The sequence below is a fragment of the Deltaproteobacteria bacterium genome, from assembly GCA_005879535.1.
GTDB lineage: Bacteria > Myxococcota > Myxococcia > Myxococcales > 40CM-4-68-19 > 40CM-4-68-19.
In genome coordinates, this window is record VBKI01000068.1 from 17,227 (window position 1) to 34,684 (window position 17,458).

16 protein-coding genes and 1 pseudogene are annotated in these 17,458 nt (G+C 68.7%); 6 read left to right on the forward strand and 11 right to left on the reverse strand.

Annotated elements, in window-relative coordinates:
- Positions 1-4: 4 nt before the first annotated feature.
- Genes murA through prfA form a run of 4 tightly spaced genes read right to left on the reverse strand, consistent with a single transcriptional unit; the run spans position 5 to position 4,036 of the window.
- Complete coding sequence (gene murA / locus E6J58_14505; GenBank protein ID TMB36109.1) at positions 5-1,267, reverse strand: UDP-N-acetylglucosamine 1-carboxyvinyltransferase; 1,263 nt, start codon at positions 1,265-1,267, stop codon at positions 5-7.
- Positions 1,268-2,125, reverse strand: coding sequence for a peptide chain release factor N(5)-glutamine methyltransferase (prmC, locus tag E6J58_14510; protein ID TMB36110.1), 858 nt, complete (start codon positions 2,123-2,125; stop codon positions 1,268-1,270). It lies immediately after the preceding gene.
- The gene (locus tag E6J58_14515; GenBank protein TMB36111.1) at positions 2,118-2,966 is read right to left on the reverse strand and encodes a peptide chain release factor N(5)-glutamine methyltransferase; all 849 of its coding nucleotides are present in this window, start codon (positions 2,964-2,966) and stop codon (positions 2,118-2,120) included. Before E6J58_14515 ends, prmC begins: the two co-directional genes overlap by 8 nt.
- Positions 2,963-4,036: a peptide chain release factor 1 gene (gene prfA, locus E6J58_14520; protein TMB36112.1), complete on the reverse strand. Its 1,074-nt coding sequence runs from the start codon at positions 4,034-4,036 to the stop codon at positions 2,963-2,965. The genes E6J58_14515 and prfA overlap by 4 nt, the downstream gene beginning before the upstream one ends.
- Positions 4,037-4,811: 775 nt before the next feature.
- Here prfA and E6J58_14525 point away from each other — a divergent pair.
- Together E6J58_14525 and E6J58_14530 are read left to right on the forward strand one after the other, a co-directional pair.
- Positions 4,812-5,495 carry a hypothetical protein gene (locus E6J58_14525; protein TMB36113.1) on the forward strand — a complete coding sequence of 228 codons (684 nt, stop codon included), beginning with the start codon at positions 4,812-4,814 and terminating at the stop codon, positions 5,493-5,495.
- A 46-nt stretch (positions 5,496-5,541) separates the two neighbouring features.
- Entirely contained in the window at positions 5,542-7,041 is a 1,500-nt protein-coding gene (locus E6J58_14530) for a leucyl aminopeptidase (protein TMB36114.1), read from the forward strand.
- Position 7,042: 1 nt separating this feature from the next.
- On the opposite strand, the gene E6J58_14535 is transcribed toward E6J58_14530, so the two are convergent.
- The 3 genes from E6J58_14535 to E6J58_14545 all read right to left on the reverse strand — a co-directional run bounded on the left by E6J58_14535 (position 7,043) and on the right by E6J58_14545 (position 10,580).
- Positions 7,043-8,305 carry an aminopeptidase P family protein gene (locus tag E6J58_14535; protein ID TMB36115.1) on the reverse strand — a complete coding sequence of 421 codons (1,263 nt, stop codon included), beginning with the start codon at positions 8,303-8,305 and terminating at the stop codon, positions 7,043-7,045.
- A gap of 9 nt (positions 8,306-8,314) precedes the next feature.
- Positions 8,315-8,944, reverse strand: a complete 630-nt coding sequence (locus tag E6J58_14540) for a hypothetical protein (GenBank protein TMB36207.1) — start codon at positions 8,942-8,944, stop codon at positions 8,315-8,317.
- 61 nt (positions 8,945-9,005) lie between these two features.
- Entirely contained in the window at positions 9,006-10,580 is a 1,575-nt protein-coding gene (locus tag E6J58_14545; GenBank protein ID TMB36116.1) for an amidohydrolase, read from the reverse strand.
- A gap of 30 nt (positions 10,581-10,610) precedes the next feature.
- On the opposite strand from E6J58_14545, the pseudogene E6J58_14550 reads away from it, so the two are divergent.
- The 3 genes and pseudogenes from E6J58_14550 to E6J58_14560 all read left to right on the forward strand — a co-directional run bounded on the left by E6J58_14550 (position 10,611) and on the right by E6J58_14560 (position 13,100).
- A pseudogene (locus E6J58_14550) lies at positions 10,611-11,273 on the forward strand (M50 family metallopeptidase).
- Positions 11,274-11,319: 46 nt separating this feature from the next.
- Positions 11,320-12,024, forward strand: coding sequence for a hypothetical protein (locus tag E6J58_14555; protein ID TMB36117.1), 705 nt, complete (start codon positions 11,320-11,322; stop codon positions 12,022-12,024).
- Between the two features lie 74 nt (positions 12,025-12,098).
- A complete protein-coding gene (locus E6J58_14560; GenBank protein ID TMB36208.1) occupies positions 12,099-13,100 on the forward strand; it encodes an aldo/keto reductase in 1,002 nt (333 codons plus the stop codon).
- Here E6J58_14560 and E6J58_14565 read toward each other — a convergent pair.
- From E6J58_14565 to E6J58_14575, 3 genes are all read right to left on the reverse strand, one after another.
- The gene (locus tag E6J58_14565) at positions 13,090-13,740 is read right to left on the reverse strand and encodes an MBL fold metallo-hydrolase (GenBank protein TMB36118.1); all 651 of its coding nucleotides are present in this window, start codon (positions 13,738-13,740) and stop codon (positions 13,090-13,092) included. The two genes, E6J58_14560 and E6J58_14565, sit on opposite strands and share 11 nt — an antisense overlap.
- On the reverse strand, positions 13,737-15,191 hold the full coding sequence (locus tag E6J58_14570; protein ID TMB36119.1) for a VCBS repeat-containing protein: 1,455 nt from the start codon (positions 15,189-15,191) through the stop codon (positions 13,737-13,739). Before E6J58_14570 ends, E6J58_14565 begins: the two co-directional genes overlap by 4 nt.
- A 140-nt stretch (positions 15,192-15,331) precedes the next feature.
- Positions 15,332-15,784 carry a hypothetical protein gene (locus E6J58_14575; GenBank protein ID TMB36120.1) on the reverse strand — a complete coding sequence of 151 codons (453 nt, stop codon included), beginning with the start codon at positions 15,782-15,784 and terminating at the stop codon, positions 15,332-15,334.
- Between the two features lie 77 nt (positions 15,785-15,861).
- Between E6J58_14575 and E6J58_14580 the strand changes: the two genes are divergently transcribed.
- Entirely contained in the window at positions 15,862-16,221 is a 360-nt protein-coding gene (locus E6J58_14580) for a response regulator (GenBank protein ID TMB36121.1), read from the forward strand.
- Between the two features lie 4 nt (positions 16,222-16,225).
- Here E6J58_14580 and E6J58_14585 read toward each other — a convergent pair whose 3' ends face one another.
- A complete protein-coding gene (locus tag E6J58_14585; GenBank protein ID TMB36209.1) occupies positions 16,226-17,440 on the reverse strand; it encodes a hypothetical protein in 1,215 nt (404 codons plus the stop codon).
- Between the last annotated feature and the right edge of the window lie 18 nt (positions 17,441-17,458).

Here is a 17,458-nt window from a genome sequence, read left to right on the forward strand (position 1 = left end):
GCGTTCAAGCGAGTGCGCCTTTCACGCGACGGATGCCTGCTCCGAGCGCCTCCAGCTTCTTCTCCAGCGCCTCGTAGCCGCGATCCAGGTGGTAGACGCGGTGGACGGTGGTCTTTCCCTCCGCCCGGAGCCCGGCCAGCACCAGCGAGGCGCTGGCGCGCAGGTCGGTGGCCATCACCGGCGCCCCCGACAAGCGCGACACGCCGCGCACGACGGCGGTGTGCCCGTCGATCGCGATGTCCGCTCCCATGCGCACGAGCTCCTGCACGTGCATGAAGCGGTTCTCGAAGACGGTCTCGACCACCCGCGATGCTCCTCGCGCGATCGTCAGGCAAGCCATGAGCTGCGCCTGCAGATCGGTGGGAAAACCGGGGAACGGCGCGGTGATGAAGTCGACCGCCTCGGGCCGCTCCGGCGCGACGATGCGAAGACCGCCCCGCTCGCTCGAGATGCGCGCTCCCGCCTCGCGCATCTTGGCCAGCACTCCATCGAGGTCGTCGGCGCGCGCACCCCTCACCACAACGTCACCGCCCGTGATCATGGCAGCCGCCAGCAGCGTTCCCGCCTCGATCCGATCGGGGATCACCTGGAGGTCCATCGGACGCAGGCTCGTGACTCCCTCGACGACGATGACGCTGCTGCCGCCCCCCTGGATGCGCGCGCCCATCGCGTTCAGGGCGTCCGCCAGCGCCATCACCTCGGGCTCGCGGGCACAGTTCTCCAGCACGGTGCGGCCGTCGGCGAGCGACGCCGCCATCATGAGGTTCTCGGTGCCCGTCACGGTCGGCAGATCGAACAGCACGGTCGCGCCGCGCAGCCGCGTCGCGGACGCTTCGACGTAGCCGTGCGCCAGCTCGATCTTCGCGCCCAGGAGCTGCAGCCCCTTGAGGTGCTGATCGATCGGGCGCGCGCCGATGGCGCAGCCGCCGGGCAGCGAGACGCGGGCGCGGCCGAAACGGGCCACGAGCGGCCCCAGCACCAGGACGCTGGCGCGCATCGTCTTCACCATCTCGTAGGGGGCTTCCGGATTGGCGACGTGCTCCGTGTCGACCTGCACGGTCGCTCCGTCGCGTTCGACGCGCGCTCCCATGTGGCCGAGCAGCCTGCCCAGCGTGCGGATGTCGGCGAGATCCGGCACGCCGCGGAAGATGGACCGGCCTTCTGCGAGCAGCGCAGCGGCGATCTGCGGCAGCGTGGCGTTCTTCGAGCCGGACACCTGCACTTCACCGGACAGCGGCTTGCCCCCGGTGATCTCGATCGCGTCCATCTACGCCCCTTTCCCTACGACGTGGCGGTCGAGCCCCGCGAGGTCACGCTCGATGCGCAGCTGCGTCAACCCCGCCTCGCGCAGCAGGACCACCACCGCCTCTCCCTGCGCGGGATCGATCTCCGTGACGAACAATCCGCCGGGCGCCAGCCAATCCCGGATTCCGGCGGCGATCCTGCGGATGACGGCGAGGCCGTCGTCGCCCCCGAAGAGCGCGAGGTGCGGCTCGTGTTGCACGACGTCGGGAGCAAGTCTCTTCGCATCCGCTATGGGCACGTAGGGTGGGTTCGCCGCGATCGCATCGTACCGGACCTTCTCTGGCAGCGCCGCATATAGATCTCCCGTGATCACCCTGACCCGGCCGGCGGCGAGTCTTTCCGCGTTCCGCCGCGCCACCGCCGCCGCGTCTTCCGAGACTTCGACGAGGTCCACGCTCGCCTGCGGCCGCTCGGCGGCGATGGAGATTCCGACCGCGCCCGATCCCGCGCAGAGATCGAGCACCCGTACGTGGCGGTCTTTGGCGAGGTACTCGGTGACGATGCGCACCAGGAGCTCGGTCTCCGGCCGGGGAATGAACACTCCCGGCGCCACCTCGAAGGGCCGACCATGGAACTCCTTCGACCGCAGGATGTAGGCGACCGGCTCGCGCGCGCCCCGGCGTTTGATCAACGCCTTGAAGGTCGCGAGCTCTCCACCAGCGAGAGGCTTGTCCGCGTCGATATAGAGGCGGATCCGGTCGCAGCGAAGGGCATGCGCAAGAAGGAGCTCCGCGTCGAGGCGAGGGTTCTCCACGCCCTTCTTGCCGAGCCATTCCCGCGCCCACTGCAAGAGCGAGCGCACCGTCCAGGTCTCAGCCATGGTTCTGCGCCGAAACCACCCTGCGCACGCCTTCCTTGTCGCAGTGGGCACGCGGGTCGCGAAGTCCTGCGCCGGTGAGCAGGCCGATCACTTTCTCGACCTGTGAAGGGTCGCACTCCTGGGCATAGACTCCGCGGGGGGCCAGCCATTCGGGCAACTCGCCGATCAGCCGGCGCACCACGTCCAGTCCGTCGGGACCGCCGAAGAAGCTGACCGCCGGCTCGTGGTTGATCACCTCTTCGGGCAGCTCCGTGCCGTCGGGAACCCAGGGTGGGTTGGCGGTGACGATCGCGTATCTGCGGCCGCGCGACAGCGGCTCGAAGAGGTCTCCCGCGAAGCAGAGCGCGCGTCCGGGAATGAGCCGTTCCGCGTTCTCCCGGGCGAGCTCGATGGCCTCGGTGGACACGTCGGTCAGGTCGACGCGAAGTCCCGGGCGCGCGCGGGCAACGCAGATGCCCGCCGCGCCGATGCCGCAGGCGAGGTCGAGCGCGAACCCCGACACTTCGGGTGCGGCGCGCTCGAGGGCCGCGTTGATCAGGACGGGCAGATCGAGTCGGGGGATAAAGCCGCGGCGGTCGACCTTGAAGCGGAGCCCGAGCAGCTCGACGGCGCCTACGATGTAACCGGTGGGCTCGGCGTTCAGGCGCCGCGAAAGCAGGCGCATGAACTCGCCATGGTGGACGGAATCGAGGGCGCTCTGCCAGCGGTCGGGTAGCTCCGCCGGCAGCAGGCCGAGCGCGTGCGCGACGAGCTCCTGCGCTTCCTGCTGCGGATCTTCGCTGAGCAACTCCGGCGCCGCGAGCCGCTTCGCGGTGTGTTGCACGAGCTCGCCCACCGTCATGCGCGCGCTTGCTGCTGGCGCAGCGCCTCCGCCTGGAAGAAGGTGCGGCAGGCGACGACCATGTCCTCGATGTCGCCGTCCATCACGGCGGCGAGATTGTGGCGCGTCAGTCCGATGCGGTGGTCGGTCAGCCGATCCTGCGGAAAGTTGTAGGTGCGGATCTTCTCGCTGCGGTCGCCGGTTCCCACCTGCGACTTGCGCTGCGCGTCGCGGGCGCTGCGCTGCTTCTCCTGCTCCATCTCGTACAGCCGCGCGCGAAGCATCTTCAGCGCCATGGCGCGGTTCTTGATCTGCGACTTCTCCTGCTGGCACTTCACCACCACGCCGCTGGGCTTGTGCGTCAGCCGCACCGCGGAATCCGTCGTGTTGACGCTCTGACCACCCGACCCGGTCGAGCGCATCACGTCCATCTGGATGTCCGCGGGGTTGATGTGGACGTCCACCTCCTCCGCCTCCGGCATCACGGACACCGTCGCCGTGGAGGTGTGGATGCGACCTTGCGCCTCGGTGGCGGGGACGCGTTGCACGCGGTGCACGCCGGACTCGTACTTGAGGAAGCTGAACACGCCGTCGCCCTCGATGGTCACGCTCGCGTCCTTGATTCCGCCGGCGGCGTTGTCGCTGGAGTCCATCAGCGAGGTCTTCCAGCCTTTTCGCTCTGCGTACCGCAGGTACATGCGCAGGAGCTCCGCCGCGAAGAGGCCCGCCTCGTCGCCGCCCGCGCCCGCCCGCACTTCCAGGATCACGCTGCGCTCGTCGTTCGGATCCCGGGGCAGGAGCAGGATCTTCAGGCGCTCGTTCAGCTCTTCCACCTTGGGCTGCAGGAGAGGAATCTCCTCGCGCGCCATCGCGCGCATCTCCGCATCGGCGTCATCGAGCGCGGTGCGATATTCGTCGAGCTCCGCCTTGATGCGCTTGTACTCGCGGAAGGTCTCGACCAGGGACTCCAGTTGCGCCCGCTCTTTCGCCACCTGCGAAAAGCGTCCCCGATCCGCGATCACCTCGGGATTGCCCAGATCGGCGGTCAGCCGCTCGAACCTCTGCTCGATCTCCTGCAGCTTGTCTTCCACGTCCCTCGTTGCCCCGGAAGGCGCCGGACCCTATCCGCGCCCCCGGCGGAAAGCAACGTACAGTTCCGAACGGTTGCCGTCGTGATCACCTTCGGAGCGGGCGCGTTCACGCGCCCCGAGGTGCGTCGTATGCGCTCGCTCCGTTGGCCCGTGGTCGCGGCATTCGCGGGAATCGTTGCCTGCAACAGCGTGGAACAGGGAATTCCGGGAGGCGGCGGAGGAGGTGGCTTCGGGACGGACGCTGGCGCAGCGACCGATGCCGGCGCCGGCGGTAGCGGTGGCGAAGGCACGGTCGACGCGGGAACGACATCGGGCGCCGACGCCGGGGGCGGTGGCACTGGTGGAGGCGGTAACGGCAACGCAGATGCCGGCACGACGGTCAGCGATTGCGCCGGCGTTGCGCCCGCCTCACTGGGTACGATGGCGTCTTATTCCGAGGGCTATGATTCCAGTTCTGGCGTCTGCGGAGCCCCGGTCGGAAATGGTGCCGGTATCATCGCGCACTTCGTGGCCAGCGATCGTTACCCACGTTTTACGCTGGTCAATCCCTCGGGTGGAGTCAACGGTCGCATCGCCACGGTTGCACACGGTGGCGTCATCCCGCTTCCCAGCGGATTTTTGGACTGGTCGTTCATGCAGTTCCGCGGAACCAACGAAGAGCAGTTCATGGACGCGATCGACGATTCCGGCAGGCCGCGGAGCGCCGGCCGGAATTTCTTTTTCATGTATAGTCCGCGCGAGCAGTCCGGTCAACAATCAGAAGGACCAGCGGCGGGTGATGATGTTCGGCGCGACCGGGTCGATCCGCTGGGGTCCTCGCGATCTTTCGACCGACAGCCTCGTCTTCGGGGTGGGAGTCGATCTCAAAGGCCGGGCGCTCGTGATCCAGAGCGGTTACGGGCAGTGCAGCGGGTGCATCCTCGGTCAATGGTTCGAGCGCGACGGCACCGCGCTGACCGGCAGCTTCACGCTCATCGAGGGCTTCACGCCGGGGCCGGCGACGTGGTTCGACACGGCGCCGCTGATCGGCGGCGGATTGGCGGTCCGCCGGGTGGATGCCCGCGCGTCCGGACAGCTGCGCGGTTTCACCAGCAGCTGGCTGCTGACGGTGGAAAGCGGGAGCGCGTCGGGACGGAGCGCGCCGGCGTGGATGACCTCGCGCAACAACACCAATCTCGCGCTCGCGAGAGGCGGAAGAGCATATGCAGTGCTCGCCAACGGCGGGGATGGCGAGCGGTGCACGCAGAAGCTCGAGGTCGTCTCACCGTCCGGCAACTCGTGCGGGAGCTTCGATCTGGCGATGACCAACGACGGCAGCAGTTGCGACAACTGGGACCTCGGTCTCGGGCTCGACGGTACCGTCGTGCAACATCTGCCCGCGCAACTCGAGCAGGCGCTGGACAGCAGCGGCCGGACGAGGAGCTGCACCATCCGCTTCTGGCCCGCCGCGCTCAAATAGAGGGCTTCACAGCGGGCCTCCGGCCGGAGTAGAACGCGCCGCTCCGATGGCGCTTCCCACTTTTGTCGTTTCCGCAAAGCCCGCTGCCCACGAAACGGACCTCCTCGCCCTGCTCGTGCGCGAGGGCAGCGAGGTTGCTGCCGGAGGTGGACTGGACGCGCTGCTCGCCCGCTGCGCCAAGGAAGAGGACTTCACCGGGAAGGAAGGCCAGGTCCTCTCGCTGCACACGCACGGCAAGCTCGGGGCGCAGCGCCTTGCGGCGATCGGGATAGGCAAGGAGAAAGATCGCGATCGGACGCTGGAGCAACTCCGCGCCGCGGCGTCGCGCGCGGTCAAGCTGGCGAGGGCAGCCGGCGCGAAGTCGCTCGCGATCGCCGGACCGTTCGACGGCCCGGATCCCGTGCAGGCGGCCGCGGAAGGCGCATCTCTCGGTGCCTACGCCTTCGACCGCTACAAGAAGGAGAAGAAGCCCCTCAAGCTGACCCGTGTCGATCTGCTAATCCCCGCCAAACCTGCCCGCGTGCTCGCCGACGCCGCGCGGCTCGGATGCGAGATCGCCGACGCGGTCTGCGCCGCGCGCGACCTGGTGAACGAGTCTCCCGGCCACGCGACTCCGCGCGCGTTGGCCGCGGAGGCGCGGAAGATTTCGGAAAAGCTGGGCCTCGAGTGCGAGGTGCTCGGGAGAGCGCAGATCGCGAAGCTGGGCATGAACCTGTTCCTCGGCGTCGCGCGGGGCAGCGCCGAAGAGCCGCAGCTCGTCCGCATCGCGTACGAGCCCGCTCGCGCTGGCGGCAAAGCGGTGGCTTTGGTCGGAAAGGCCATCACGTTCGACTCCGGCGGCCTGTCGCTGAAGACCGCGCAGGGGATGGAGGACATGAAGACGGACATGGCAGGCGCGGCCGCGGTGATCGCGGCAATGCGGCTGGTCGCTGCGCTGAAGCCGCCGTTCCCGGTGCGCGCCTACTTCGGCGCCTGCGAGAACCTGCCCAGCGGGACCGCGTACAAGCCGGGCGATGTAATCGTCGGCAAGAACGGCACCAGCGTGGAAGTGCTGAACACCGACGCCGAGGGGCGGCTCGTCCTGGCAGACGTGCTGGCCTGGGCGGTCGAGGAGAAGCCCGCTGCCGTGATCGATCTGGCGACGCTGACCGGCGCAATCCTCGTGGCGCTCGGTCCCTGGATGGCGGGGCTCTTCAGCAACGACGACGCGCTCGCCGGGGAGCTGCTCGCCGCCGCCCGCGCCGCCGGAGAGCCGGTGTGGCGCATGCCCCTGCCACCCGAGATGGAGGAGCTGATCAAGAGTCCCGTGGCCGATCTGAAGAACACCGGTGGGCGCTTCGGCGGCTCGATCAACGCGGCCCTCTTCCTCCAGCACTTCGTCGGCAAGGTGCCTTGGGCGCACCTCGACATCGCCGGACCCGCCTCGATCGACAAGGAGCGCGGTTACAACGCCCGCGGCGGCACCGGCGCTGGCGTCCGCCTGCTGGCAGCATTCATCCGCCGCCGCGGCTCCGCTGCTTCTCCGCGGGCTTCCAAGGCGCGCTGATCTACTTGGCCAGGAGCGCCGGCACCGCGGGTTGTCCCGGCCCTCCGCGGAGCTCGACCCGTCCCTGCGGCAAACAGATGTCGATCTCGCTGCGGATTCCGAAGCGACCGGCGAGATAGATTCCCGGCTCGATGGAGAAGCAGGTGTCCGGCAGGTGGCGCCGCACGTCGTGTGTCTCGAAGTCGTCGTTGTTCACCCCGTCGCCGTGCCCGTGGTGATCGATGCTGTGCCCGGTCCGATGCAGGAAGCGGTCGCCGTAACCGGCCTTTGCGATGGGATCGCGCGCGGCCGCATCCACTTCCGCGCCGGTGGGGAGCTTCCCGATCTCCGCGCGCTCGCGCAGCAGGCGGACGGCGGCATCGCGTGCCTGGAACACCTGCGCGGCGATCCGCTGGATCTCTTCGGGGACGGTCTCTCCGAGAAAGTAGACGCGCGTCAGGTCGGCGTAGATTCCGGCCGGCGCGAGCCGCGCGCTGAAGTCCAGCAGCAGCAAGCTGTTGCGCCCGACAACCGATCCACCGCTGGGCGGCGGCGAGTAGTGCGGGTCGGCCGTGTGCGCGTCGGCGGCGACGCCGGGCCAGCTCTCCGGATCGAATCCTTCCGGCAGCATCCGCGCCCGGGCGAATTCCTGCAGCTCGCGCTCGGTCGCGGGCCGGTCCTCTTGCACCCGCCGCGCCGCTTCCTGCGCTACCGCCTCGAGGTCCGCGCTGAGCAGGTCTGCCGCCTGCGCCTGCGAGGCGAGCTCTTCCGGCGACAGCGTGCTCGTCAGCTCCGCCACCAGATCGGCGCTGGAGACCACTTCCGGTCCCATCGCCCGGACCAGCTCCAGCGTGCCGCCGTCCACGCGCGCGACGGTGGGGATCTCGTTGCGCGGGGAATAATCCATCGCCACCCGGCGGATGCCGCGAAGCAGCGCTCCCAGCTCCCGATCGCGCGTGCGCCACGAGGTGTAGGACGAAGAGCTGCCCGGGACGCCATCCAGCGAGCGGGGCTCGATGGCGTGAAGCAGCTTGCGCGGCTGTCCCTGGGCGGGAACGAGACAGTACCAGCGGCGCGACCGCGCGCCCGCCGGATCGAGCCCGAGCAGGCGATACGCGATCTCGTCCGAGCGGCGGAAATCGAAGAACAGCCAGCCGTCGAGCTTCTCCCGCTGCAGGGCCCGTTGGATGCGGGCCAACCGCTGCGGCGTGAGCCCCTCGTAGACCGGCGGCTTCTCCGGCGCGGCGACCTGGGCGAGCGCCGCGCACAACAGGACGGTGATCAAGGCTTTCCCTCAGTCTTTCCCGCCGGTGCCGCGGAAGCCGTCCTCGCGATCGCGGAACAGCACGTTGAACGTGGTCAGCGACCCATAGCAACCGGTGATGTAGCCCTGCAGATCCATCTTCTCGGCGTCGGTCAGCTTCGGGCTGGCATTGATCTTCTGCTCGAGGACGCGAAGCCGGTCGCGAATCATCACCACCTTGTGGAAGAACGCCTCCAGCGGCAGCTCCTTGGGCTGCAACGTCGGGTCCGCCGGCTTGAGCACCGCGCTGCCGCCCTCCCACCTGGGGGCGAGCGGAGCCACTCCTCCGCCGCGCTCCTCGTCCATCGCCTCGCGGATCAGCGCCTTCAGTTCCTCTCGGGTCATCTCCATCTCTCCCACGGGCCCATCGGGAATCCGCAGCCGCGGCGGCGGCGCCTCGCGCTCGCGGTGCGGCCTCGGCGCCTTCGCGATCTGCACGACGGGCGACGGCCGTGCGCCGGCGCGCGGCATGTACGCGTCGCAGATCGGCGCCGTGCAAGCAAACTCGCCACGCTCCGTCCGGATCCTGCAGGTCCCGAGGAGCAGCCCGCGCCGTCCCTCGATGACGCGGTAGACCGCGCACGTACCGCAGATTGGCGCGAAGGTGCAGATGCGGCCGATCTCCGACGGATCGGCCAGGCAATCTTCCACGTCCGGGCAGTTTTCCAGCGGCGCGGGCATCTCAGTCTCCAGCGTATACCACCCGCCCGCCGACGACGGTCGCCGCGATTGGAACCGAGCAAAGCTCGTCCACGTGGACCGCCATCACGTCGCGACCGAAGACCGTCAGGTCGGCGTCGAACCCTTCGCGGATGCAGCCTCGCCGGCCTTCGGCGAATTCCGCCCACGCGGCGCCGGCGGTGAAGGCGCGCAGCGCCTCGTCGCGACGGAGCCGCTGCTCGGGCATCCAGGCGGGTCCCGCCGCCGGCTTTCGCGTCACCGCGGCGCGGAGCCCCGCGCGCGGGTCGATGTCCTCGACGGGAAAATCGCTGCCGAACGCGAGCGCCGCGCCAGCATCCAGCGCCTGCCTCCACGCATACGCGCCGCGCTGACGCTCCGTTCCATGCCCCAGCCGATCTTCGGCCCAGGCGGCGTCGCTCGTTGCGTGCGTCGGCTGCATGGAAGCGATCGCGCCTGACTTCTTCAGCAGCGGAACGTCGCGCGGGCGGAGCACTTGAAGATGCTCGGCGCGGGCTCTCAGCGTGCGCGGGACCTTGGTGAACGCCTCGAGGACCAGCGCGCAGGCGCGGTCGCCGATGCAATGAACGCTCGGCTGGAAGCCAGCCGCCGCTACCCGAAGGATCCGCGACTCCAGCTCGCGCGGATCGAGCAGCCAGAGCCCGGAATTCCCTGGATCGTCCTCGTAGGGGTCGAACATCGCCGCCCCGCGGCTGCCCAGCGCGCCATCCGCGAAGAGCTTCACGCTACGCACGCAGAGGGATCCGATGGAACGCCGCTCGCGCCAGGCACGCATCTGGTCGTCGAGCTCCGCCCCTTGCCCGTTGATCATCGCGTAGACGCGGAGGGGAAGCTCGTCGCGCTCCGCAAGCCGCGCGTAGGCGTCGAGCACTTCCGGCCCGGCGCTCGCATCGTGCACGGCGGTGAGACCCGCGGCAGCGAGCGCGTGGAGCGAGCGAAGCAACATCTCCTCGCACTGGCGCGCCGACGGCCCGGGAACGGCCCGCAGGACCAGATCCATGGCGGTGTCGATCAGCACGCCGGTCGGCATGCCATCGTCGCGGCGCAGGATGCGGCCGCCCGGCGGGTCCGGCGTCGAGGCGACGATGCCCGCGGCTCGGAGCGCGTTGTCGTTGCACCACAGCGCGTGAACGTCGATCCGCGAGAGCGCCACCGGATGCCGCGGAGTCGCCGCGCTGAGCAGTGAAGCGCCGGGAAAATCTCGCATCGCCCAGAGGTTCTGATCCCAGCCGCTGCCGCGCACCCACCCGCCCTCCGGCAATATGGATGCGAAGCGCGCGACGCGCTCGACGCACTCCTTCTCCGAGGTGGCACCCGCGAGCCGCACCTCGGTCAGCGTTCGCGCGTGCAGCAATGGATGTCCGTGCGCGTCGATGAGTCCCGGCACCGCGCAGCCCTCGCCCAGCTCGATGAAGCGGAGGTCGCCATGCGCCGCGCGCTCGCACTCCTCGCGCGTGCCCACCCGCTCGAACCGCCCGTCCCGGATCAGAACCGCAGCGGCGGCGGGCCGGGCGGGGTCCAGCGTGTGCAGCGACCCTGCGACGAGCAGATCGGGCATCGTGAAACTTCCGGCCTGGTTTCACGTTACATGAGGGGAATGGACGAGCGCCACCACCTCGACGGAAGGCTCCTGGCCGCGCTGGGCGCGGCGGCGCTTCTGGGAGTGCTCTTCTGGAACACGTGGCCGCTCTATCCATTCAAGCTGCTGGTGGTGCTGATGCACGAGAGCGGGCACGCGGCGGCCGCGCTCCTCATGGGCGGCGCCGTCGATGGCATTCGCATCAGTCCCGATCAGGGCGGCGTCACGCTGGCGCGAATTCCGCCCACCATCCTGCGTGAAGTCGTGGTCGCCAGCGCCGGATACGTCGGATCCGCCGTTTCCGCCTGCGTCTTGCTCTACGTCGCCGCGCGCGCCCGCGAGGGCCGCTGGCCGTTGGTCGCGCTCGCCGGCTGGTGCGCACTCGTGACCGTGCTCTACGTCCGCGACGGATTCACCCTCGTCTTCGTGGGCGCCTGCGCGCTCGCCCTCGGTCTGCTCGCGCGCTATGGCGCCGGCTGGCTCCGGCGCGCCGTCCTCGTCTTCCTCGCCGCGTTCTCCTGCTGCTACGCGCTCTACGACATCCGCGATGACCTGCTCCACCTCCGCTCCTGGTCCGGCGGCACCGACGCCGACGCGCTGGCGCGTTTGACGTTCATTCCGGCGATCGTCTGGGGTGCAGCGTGGGGCGCGCTGTCCATCGCGCTGGTATTCTCGTCGCCGCACCACGGGTGCACCCGGCGATGTAAACTGCGCGCGCATGCCGCGCCCCTGGACCGTCCTCCCTCACCAGCCCATCGAGAAGCTCCAGGAGAACCTCTGGACGGTGGAGGCGAGCCTGCCGCACGGCCCGCTCAAGCGCCGGATGGGAATCGCCCGGCTCGCGAGCGGGCAACTCGTGTTCCTCAACGCCGTCGCCCTCGACGAGCCGTCGATGAAGCAGATCGAGGCGTGGGGCGAGCCAGCGTTTACCATCGCGCCGAACGCGTACCACCGGATCGATCTCGGATCGTACAAGGTGCGCTATCCCAGGCTCCGCGTGCTCGCCGCGCGGGCGGCGCGCAAGCGCGTCGGGCAGGTCGCGGCGGTCGACGGATGGCTCGAGCTGTTGCCGAAGGATGCGGGCGTGGTCATCGAGGACGTGGCCGGGACGAAGATGGGAGACGTCGCGTGCACCGCCCGCGCCGCCTCTCGCGCCTCTCTCTGCTTTCCGGGCGACGTGCTGATGAACGTCCCGCCTGTGCGGGGCTTTCCTGGCCTTCTCCTCCACGTGCTCGGGTTCATCGGCGCCCTTCGTGTCCCCCGATTGATTCGCTGGATCGGCGTGAAGGACCGGGCGGCGCTGAAGGCGCATCTGCTCCGGCTCGCCGAGACCCCGGGCCTGCAGCACGTCTTCACCTGCCACGGACCCGTGGTCTCGGTCGATCCGTCCGGTGCGCTACGCAAGGCAGCGCAAGGCCTCTGAACACGGCGGCGCCCGTGACATAGCTTCCAGGCATGGCTACGCGAAGGAGCGTGCTGACAACCCTGTTTGGAGGCATGTTTGCGATGGCAGCGCGAAAGCAAGCGGGAGGCGCGCCGCAAGGCGACGTGCCGAAGGACAAGTATCGGATCCCCTCGGATGCGCGGGCGAGGACGCGCCAGCTGGGACGGACGGGAGTACGGGTCTCCATTGTCGGCTTGGGCGGGTATCACCTGGGGCTGCCGCGGGACGAGCAGGAGAGCATCCGCATCGTGCGTCGAGCGCTCGACCACGGGATGAACTTCCTCGACAACTGCTGGGACTACAATGGGGGCAAGAGCGAGGAGCGGATGGGCAAGGCCCTGCGCGACGGGTACCGCGAAAAGGCCTTCCTGATGACCAAGCTCGACGGCCGCACCGCGCAGTCGGCGCGCGAGCAGCTCGACCAGTCGCTCAAGAGGCTACAGACGGAGATGATCGATCTCGTCCAGATCCACGAGGTAATCCGCGACGACGATCCCGAGCGTTGCTTCGCGCCCGGCGGCACCGTCGAGGCGCTGGTGGAGGCACGCAAGGCAGGCAAGTTGCGATTCATCGGGTTCACCGGCCACAAGAACCCGCGGATTCACCGCCACATGCTGGAGACGGCGCGCAAGAGCTCGTTCCAATTCGATACGGTTCAGATGCCCATCAACGTCCTCGACGCGCACTACCGCAGCTTCGAGAAGGAGGTCCTTCCGCTCGCGCAGCAGGAGGGCACCGCCGTTCTGGGAATGAAGCCATTGGCGGCGGGCCTGATTCTCGAGTCGGGCGCCGCCTCCGCCGTGGAGTGCCTGCGCTACGCGATGAGCGTGCCCGGCGTCAGCGTCACGATCACGGGATGCGAGAGCGAAGGGGTATTCGAGCAGGCGCTCTGGCTCGCGACCACCTTCAAGCCGATGACCGACGACGAGAAGGCGAAGCTCCTCCGGCGCACCGCCACGTACTCACAAGGTGGCAAGTGGGAGAAGTTCAAGACCACGCAGATGTTCGACGGCACCGAGCAACACAGGCAATGGCTGACGTCGGCTACTCTCTAGGCCGCATCCGGTAGGCGACGAAGTCGGTGAGCGAGGCCAGCTTCTGGAAGTACGGGTTGCGCTCGCGCTCGCGGGCGACCGATGAGATCGGCACGTCGCCGTAGTCGTGACCCGGAAAGAGTCGTACGTCGCCAGGAAGCTCGGAGACGCGCTTGAGGCTCTGGAACATCTGCTCGGGATCGCCTCCGGCAAGGTCGCAGCGGCCACAGGCATTGACGAACACCGTGTCGCCGGCGAAGAGCCCATCTCCGGCATGCCAGCACGTCGATCCCGGCGTGTGACCGGGGGTGTGCATGGCGACGACGCGCAGCGGGCCCACTTCGACGGCGTCGCCCGCGGCGAGCGGCGTCACTTCGCGCTGTAACTCGGGCGCGAGCTTCGGCACGTCGGCGCGGTGGGCGAAGACCCGGATGCCGCCCAGGGCGAGCGCCTGCGGCAGGCCGTTGACGTGATCGAAATGATGGTGCGAGACGAGGGCGTGGGTCAGGGAGCGGCCGTCGGCTCCCGCGGCCGCCTGCGCCGCTTCCACGTCCCATGCCGGATCGACGATGGCGGTCTCGCGGGCGCCCTCGGCGCCGACGAGGTAGACGAAGTTCTCCATCGGCCCGAGCTTGAGCTGCCGCACGTAGAGGGCCATCACCAGCCTCCCCGGTTCGTCAGGACGACGATCTCGCCGCGGTGGCCGCGCGTCTTCGGATAGTGCAGGACGAGGTCGCTGCGCCCCTTTCCGTCCAGGTCGACGGCCTCCATCACTCCCGCGGCCCGCACCTCGACGGTTTCCGCCGGATTGGACGCGAACTCGCCGCCACCGAGCGCCGGATAGATGTCGAGCTGGTCCTCGCTCGAGCCGAAGATCAAGTCCGGCTTTCCATCGCCGGTCACGTCCGCAGTCAGGCTGACCGCCTGCAGGTCGGTGTCGCCCGCCAGCGGAATGCGGAACTTCAGCTCGCGCTCGCTGACGGGCTCGACGGCGAACTTCCGCGACTTGCGATCGAACGGGTAGATCTGGAAGTCGACCTTCGCCGTCTTGGCCGTCAGCATCCGGATCAGCGCGAAGACGCCGAAGCTCGTGTAGGGGACCACCAGGTCAGGGCGGCCGTCTCCGTCGAGATCGACGAGCTGCGTCTGGAAAAGGCTGACTCCTTCGCTCTCCAGGATCTCGGCGGGCTCCTTCGAGAATCCGTCCTTGCGGCCGAGGAACACGTAGCTCGTGCTCCGCGCCGACGTCACTCCCTCGAACACCTGCTTGCGGACGATCAGATCGACGAATCCGTCGCCGTCCAGGTCGGAGACGAGCGTGGTGGCCGAGGTGCCGCGCTCGCGGTGATCGGCGGGGGTGCGGACGGAAAAATCGCGGCTGAAGTCGGGCTGCGGGTGGAAGACGAAGCCCGGGACCTGCCGGTAGATGGCGACGCGATCCTCCTGCGTGGCGATGATGTCCCGCAGCCCGTCGCCGTCGGTGTCGACGACGTGCAGGCCGGGAAATCCGTAGCGGACCTCGATCCCCTCGCCGCGCTTGGGGCCGCCGCTCACCTCCATGTCCACTTCCAGCTCGGCAGCTTTTTCGTAGCGGTCGCCGACATGGCGGAAAATGGCGAGCGCCCCCAGCGACGGCACCAGCAGGTCGTGGCTGTTCTTTCCGGCGAGGTCGTGCATCAGGCGGACGCGGGGCAGCTCGCCGTTGATCGGCTGGTGGAAGAAGGTTGGATGCTCGACGAGCTTGCGCGGCGTCGCCCCCACGCGGCCGGGGAAGGACTTCGCGCTCACTCCGCGCGGCGTCACCAGAAGAAGGTCGTCGGCGCGTCCTCCGCTGGCTGGGCCGACGTCGAAGGCGCAGGCCTCGGCCTCGTCGACGGCCAGCGTCAGGTCGGGACGCGGCGCAAAGACGCCGCCGCGGTTCCAGAAGATGGCGAAGGACCGCTTCTGGTACGGCGGATTGCCGGTGCGGTAGACGGCGAGGAGATCCTTGCGCCCGTCGCCGTCGAGGTCGGTCGCGACGACGGAGGCCACCTCTCCCTCGACGGCGAGCGACTGTACGTGGAACCGCGGCGCTGCCGCGGCTGCCGCGAGCAGCAGGAGGAAAACGGACACGTCGACAGCATAGACCGCAACCCCTGTCCAGCCTCAAGCAATCGCCGCGTGGCCGCACCTTTCGGTAGGGGCGTCTAGTCCCAAGGCAGCGCGCGGACTCCCGCGGCGCTGCGGGACAGCCGGCGCGATCCCGCGCCGGGCTAGTGAACCATGGGGGGCGGTGAGCTCGACGCCAGCCGGACCACGCCGGAGAGCTGATCGGCGATCCGCCTTACTTCGCGCTCCTCCCCTTCCACCAAGGCGACCTGGTCGCCGTCGCGCGTTTCCACCCAGGCGCGGGCGCGACCGCCCGAGAACGCGACGTGCACGCCTTCGATCTCGGCCGCCGGAACACGCAGCCGCGCCGACCGCAATTCGGCGCCTTCGAAGCGCCAGGTGGCCAGCTCCGCCTGGACGACCTGGACGACGAACGCCACTGCCAGTGCCGCCGTCGCCGCTCCCACCACGCGATATCCCGCCCAGAGGTCGAACACGCCCCACCCGATAGCGGCGAGCGCGAGCACGACCGAGAGGATCCGCGCCGACAGCCTGCGGGTGAGCCGGAATTCCGGCCCCGGGGCAAGCGTCAGGTCGCGACGGAAGGTGCCTCGCACAGGATCCCCGTTATCCTACAGACTGCGGGAATGAAAGCCGATGTGCTGCACGTTCGCACCTTGCGAGGAGTTCATCGATGAGCACAAAGGCATGCAAGATCCTGGTGGTCGACGACGACGCGGACACCCGCGAGGCGCTCTCGACCGCGCTGTCAGATGCAGGGTTCGCGGTAGAGGCGGTCGAGGGCGGCGGTCAGGCGCTCGACTGGATTCAACAGCACGGCGAACCCGACGTGATCTTGCTCGACCTGCGTATGCCTCACATCGATGGGAACCAGCTGCTCGCTCGCGTGCGCGGCGGACGTGCGCGCGCCGTCGTCCTTTCGGGTGATTCTTCAGCGCGGCTCATCCGCTTCGCCCGCGACGCGAGACTCTTGGGAAAGCCGGTCGACCTCGAAGAGCTCGAGAAAGCCGTCACGGACGCCTGCGCAGCGTAGCCGGCTAGACGTCCAGCTCCTTCACCTCGCCCGCGCGCTCCATGATGAACCTGAAGCGGGCGCTCACGTCCTTGCCGAGCAGATCGTTGATGGTCCGTTCCGTCTCCAGAGCTGCATGCTCCGGAATGGTGACCTTGAGCGCGATCCGGCGCCGCGGATCGAGGGTGGTGGACTTCAGCTCCTCCGCCGTCATCTCGCCGAGGCCCTTGAACCGCATGATGTTCGGCTTCGCGTTGCCCTTCGCGTGCTCCTTCAGGATGCGCGCCCGATCGACGTCGTCGAGCGCCCAGAACGTGTCCTTGCCGATCTCGATCTTGTAGAGCGGCGGCTGCGCCAGGAAGACGGAGCCGTTGCGGATCAGGTCGCGCATGTGGCGGTAGAAGAACGTGAGCAGCAGCGTCGAGATGTGGTGTCCGTCGCTGTCGGCGTCCATTAGCAGGAAGATCTTCCCGTAGCGCAGGTTCGCGGCCTTGAAGTCCTCTCCGATCCCGCACCCCAGCGCGGAGACGATGTCCTGCAGCTCCTTGTTCTGGCCGACCTTCTCGCTCGAGGCCTGTTCGGCGTTCAGCACCTTGCCTCGCAGCGGGAGGATCGCCTGCGTGCGGCGATCGCGGCCCTGTTTCGCGGAGCCGCCGGCGGAGTCTCCCTCGACGATGAAGAGCTCGCTTTCCTGGGGATTGGTGGACGCGCAGTCGGCGAGCTTCCCGGGCAGGTTCAGTCGATGTGAAACAGCGGTCTTGCGCGACACCTGCTGCGCGGCCGCGCGGGAGGCTTCCCGCGCCCGTGCCGCCAGGATGATGCGCGCGATGATCGGCTCGGCGACGGTCTTGGTATCGTTGAGCCACTTCTCCAGCGCCGGCCGGACCACGCCTTCCACCTGGGCGATGGTCTCCGGATTGTTGAGGCGCCCCTTGGTCTGGCCCTGGAACTGGGGATCGATCACGTAGCTGGAAAGGATTCCGCAGACACCTTCGCGGATGTCCTCCGCCGTCAGCGTCACGCCCTTGGGGGCGAGCCCGTGCGTCTCCATGTAGTTGCGCACCGCCTTGACAATCCCGGAGCGCAGGCCCGCCTCGTGCGTTCCGCCGTTCGGGGTCGGGATGCCGTTGACGTAGCTGCGGATGTGCTCGTCGGTCGCTTCCGTCCAGACGAGCGCGACCTCGAGGCGGATGTCGCCTTCACTTTGGCGATTGAACAGCGCGCCGGGCGGGATCTGCATCGCCGCCACCGGCGGCAC

Coding starts and splice junctions, on each gene's coding strand:
- E6J58_14515 (TMB36111.1), bottom strand. CDS start 2,966: ATGACGGTGGGCGAGCTCGTGCAACACACCGCGAAGCGGCTCGCGGCG.
- E6J58_14555 (TMB36117.1), top strand. CDS start 11,320: ATGCCGCGCCCCTGGACCGTCCTCCCTCACCAGCCCATCGAGAAGCTC.
- prmC (TMB36110.1), bottom strand. CDS start 2,125: ATGGCTGAGACCTGGACGGTGCGCTCGCTCTTGCAGTGGGCGCGGGAA.
- E6J58_14545 (TMB36116.1), bottom strand. CDS start 10,580: ATGCCCGATCTGCTCGTCGCAGGGTCGCTGCACACGCTGGACCCCGCC.
- E6J58_14530 (TMB36114.1), top strand. CDS start 5,542: ATGGCGCTTCCCACTTTTGTCGTTTCCGCAAAGCCCGCTGCCCACGAA.
- E6J58_14580 (TMB36121.1), top strand. CDS start 15,862: ATGAGCACAAAGGCATGCAAGATCCTGGTGGTCGACGACGACGCGGAC.
- E6J58_14560 (TMB36208.1), top strand. CDS start 12,099: ATGTTTGCGATGGCAGCGCGAAAGCAAGCGGGAGGCGCGCCGCAAGGC.
- murA (TMB36109.1), bottom strand. CDS start 1,267: ATGGACGCGATCGAGATCACCGGGGGCAAGCCGCTGTCCGGTGAAGTG.
- E6J58_14585 (TMB36209.1), bottom strand. CDS start 17,440: ATGCAGATCCCGCCCGGCGCGCTGTTCAATCGCCAAAGTGAAGGCGAC.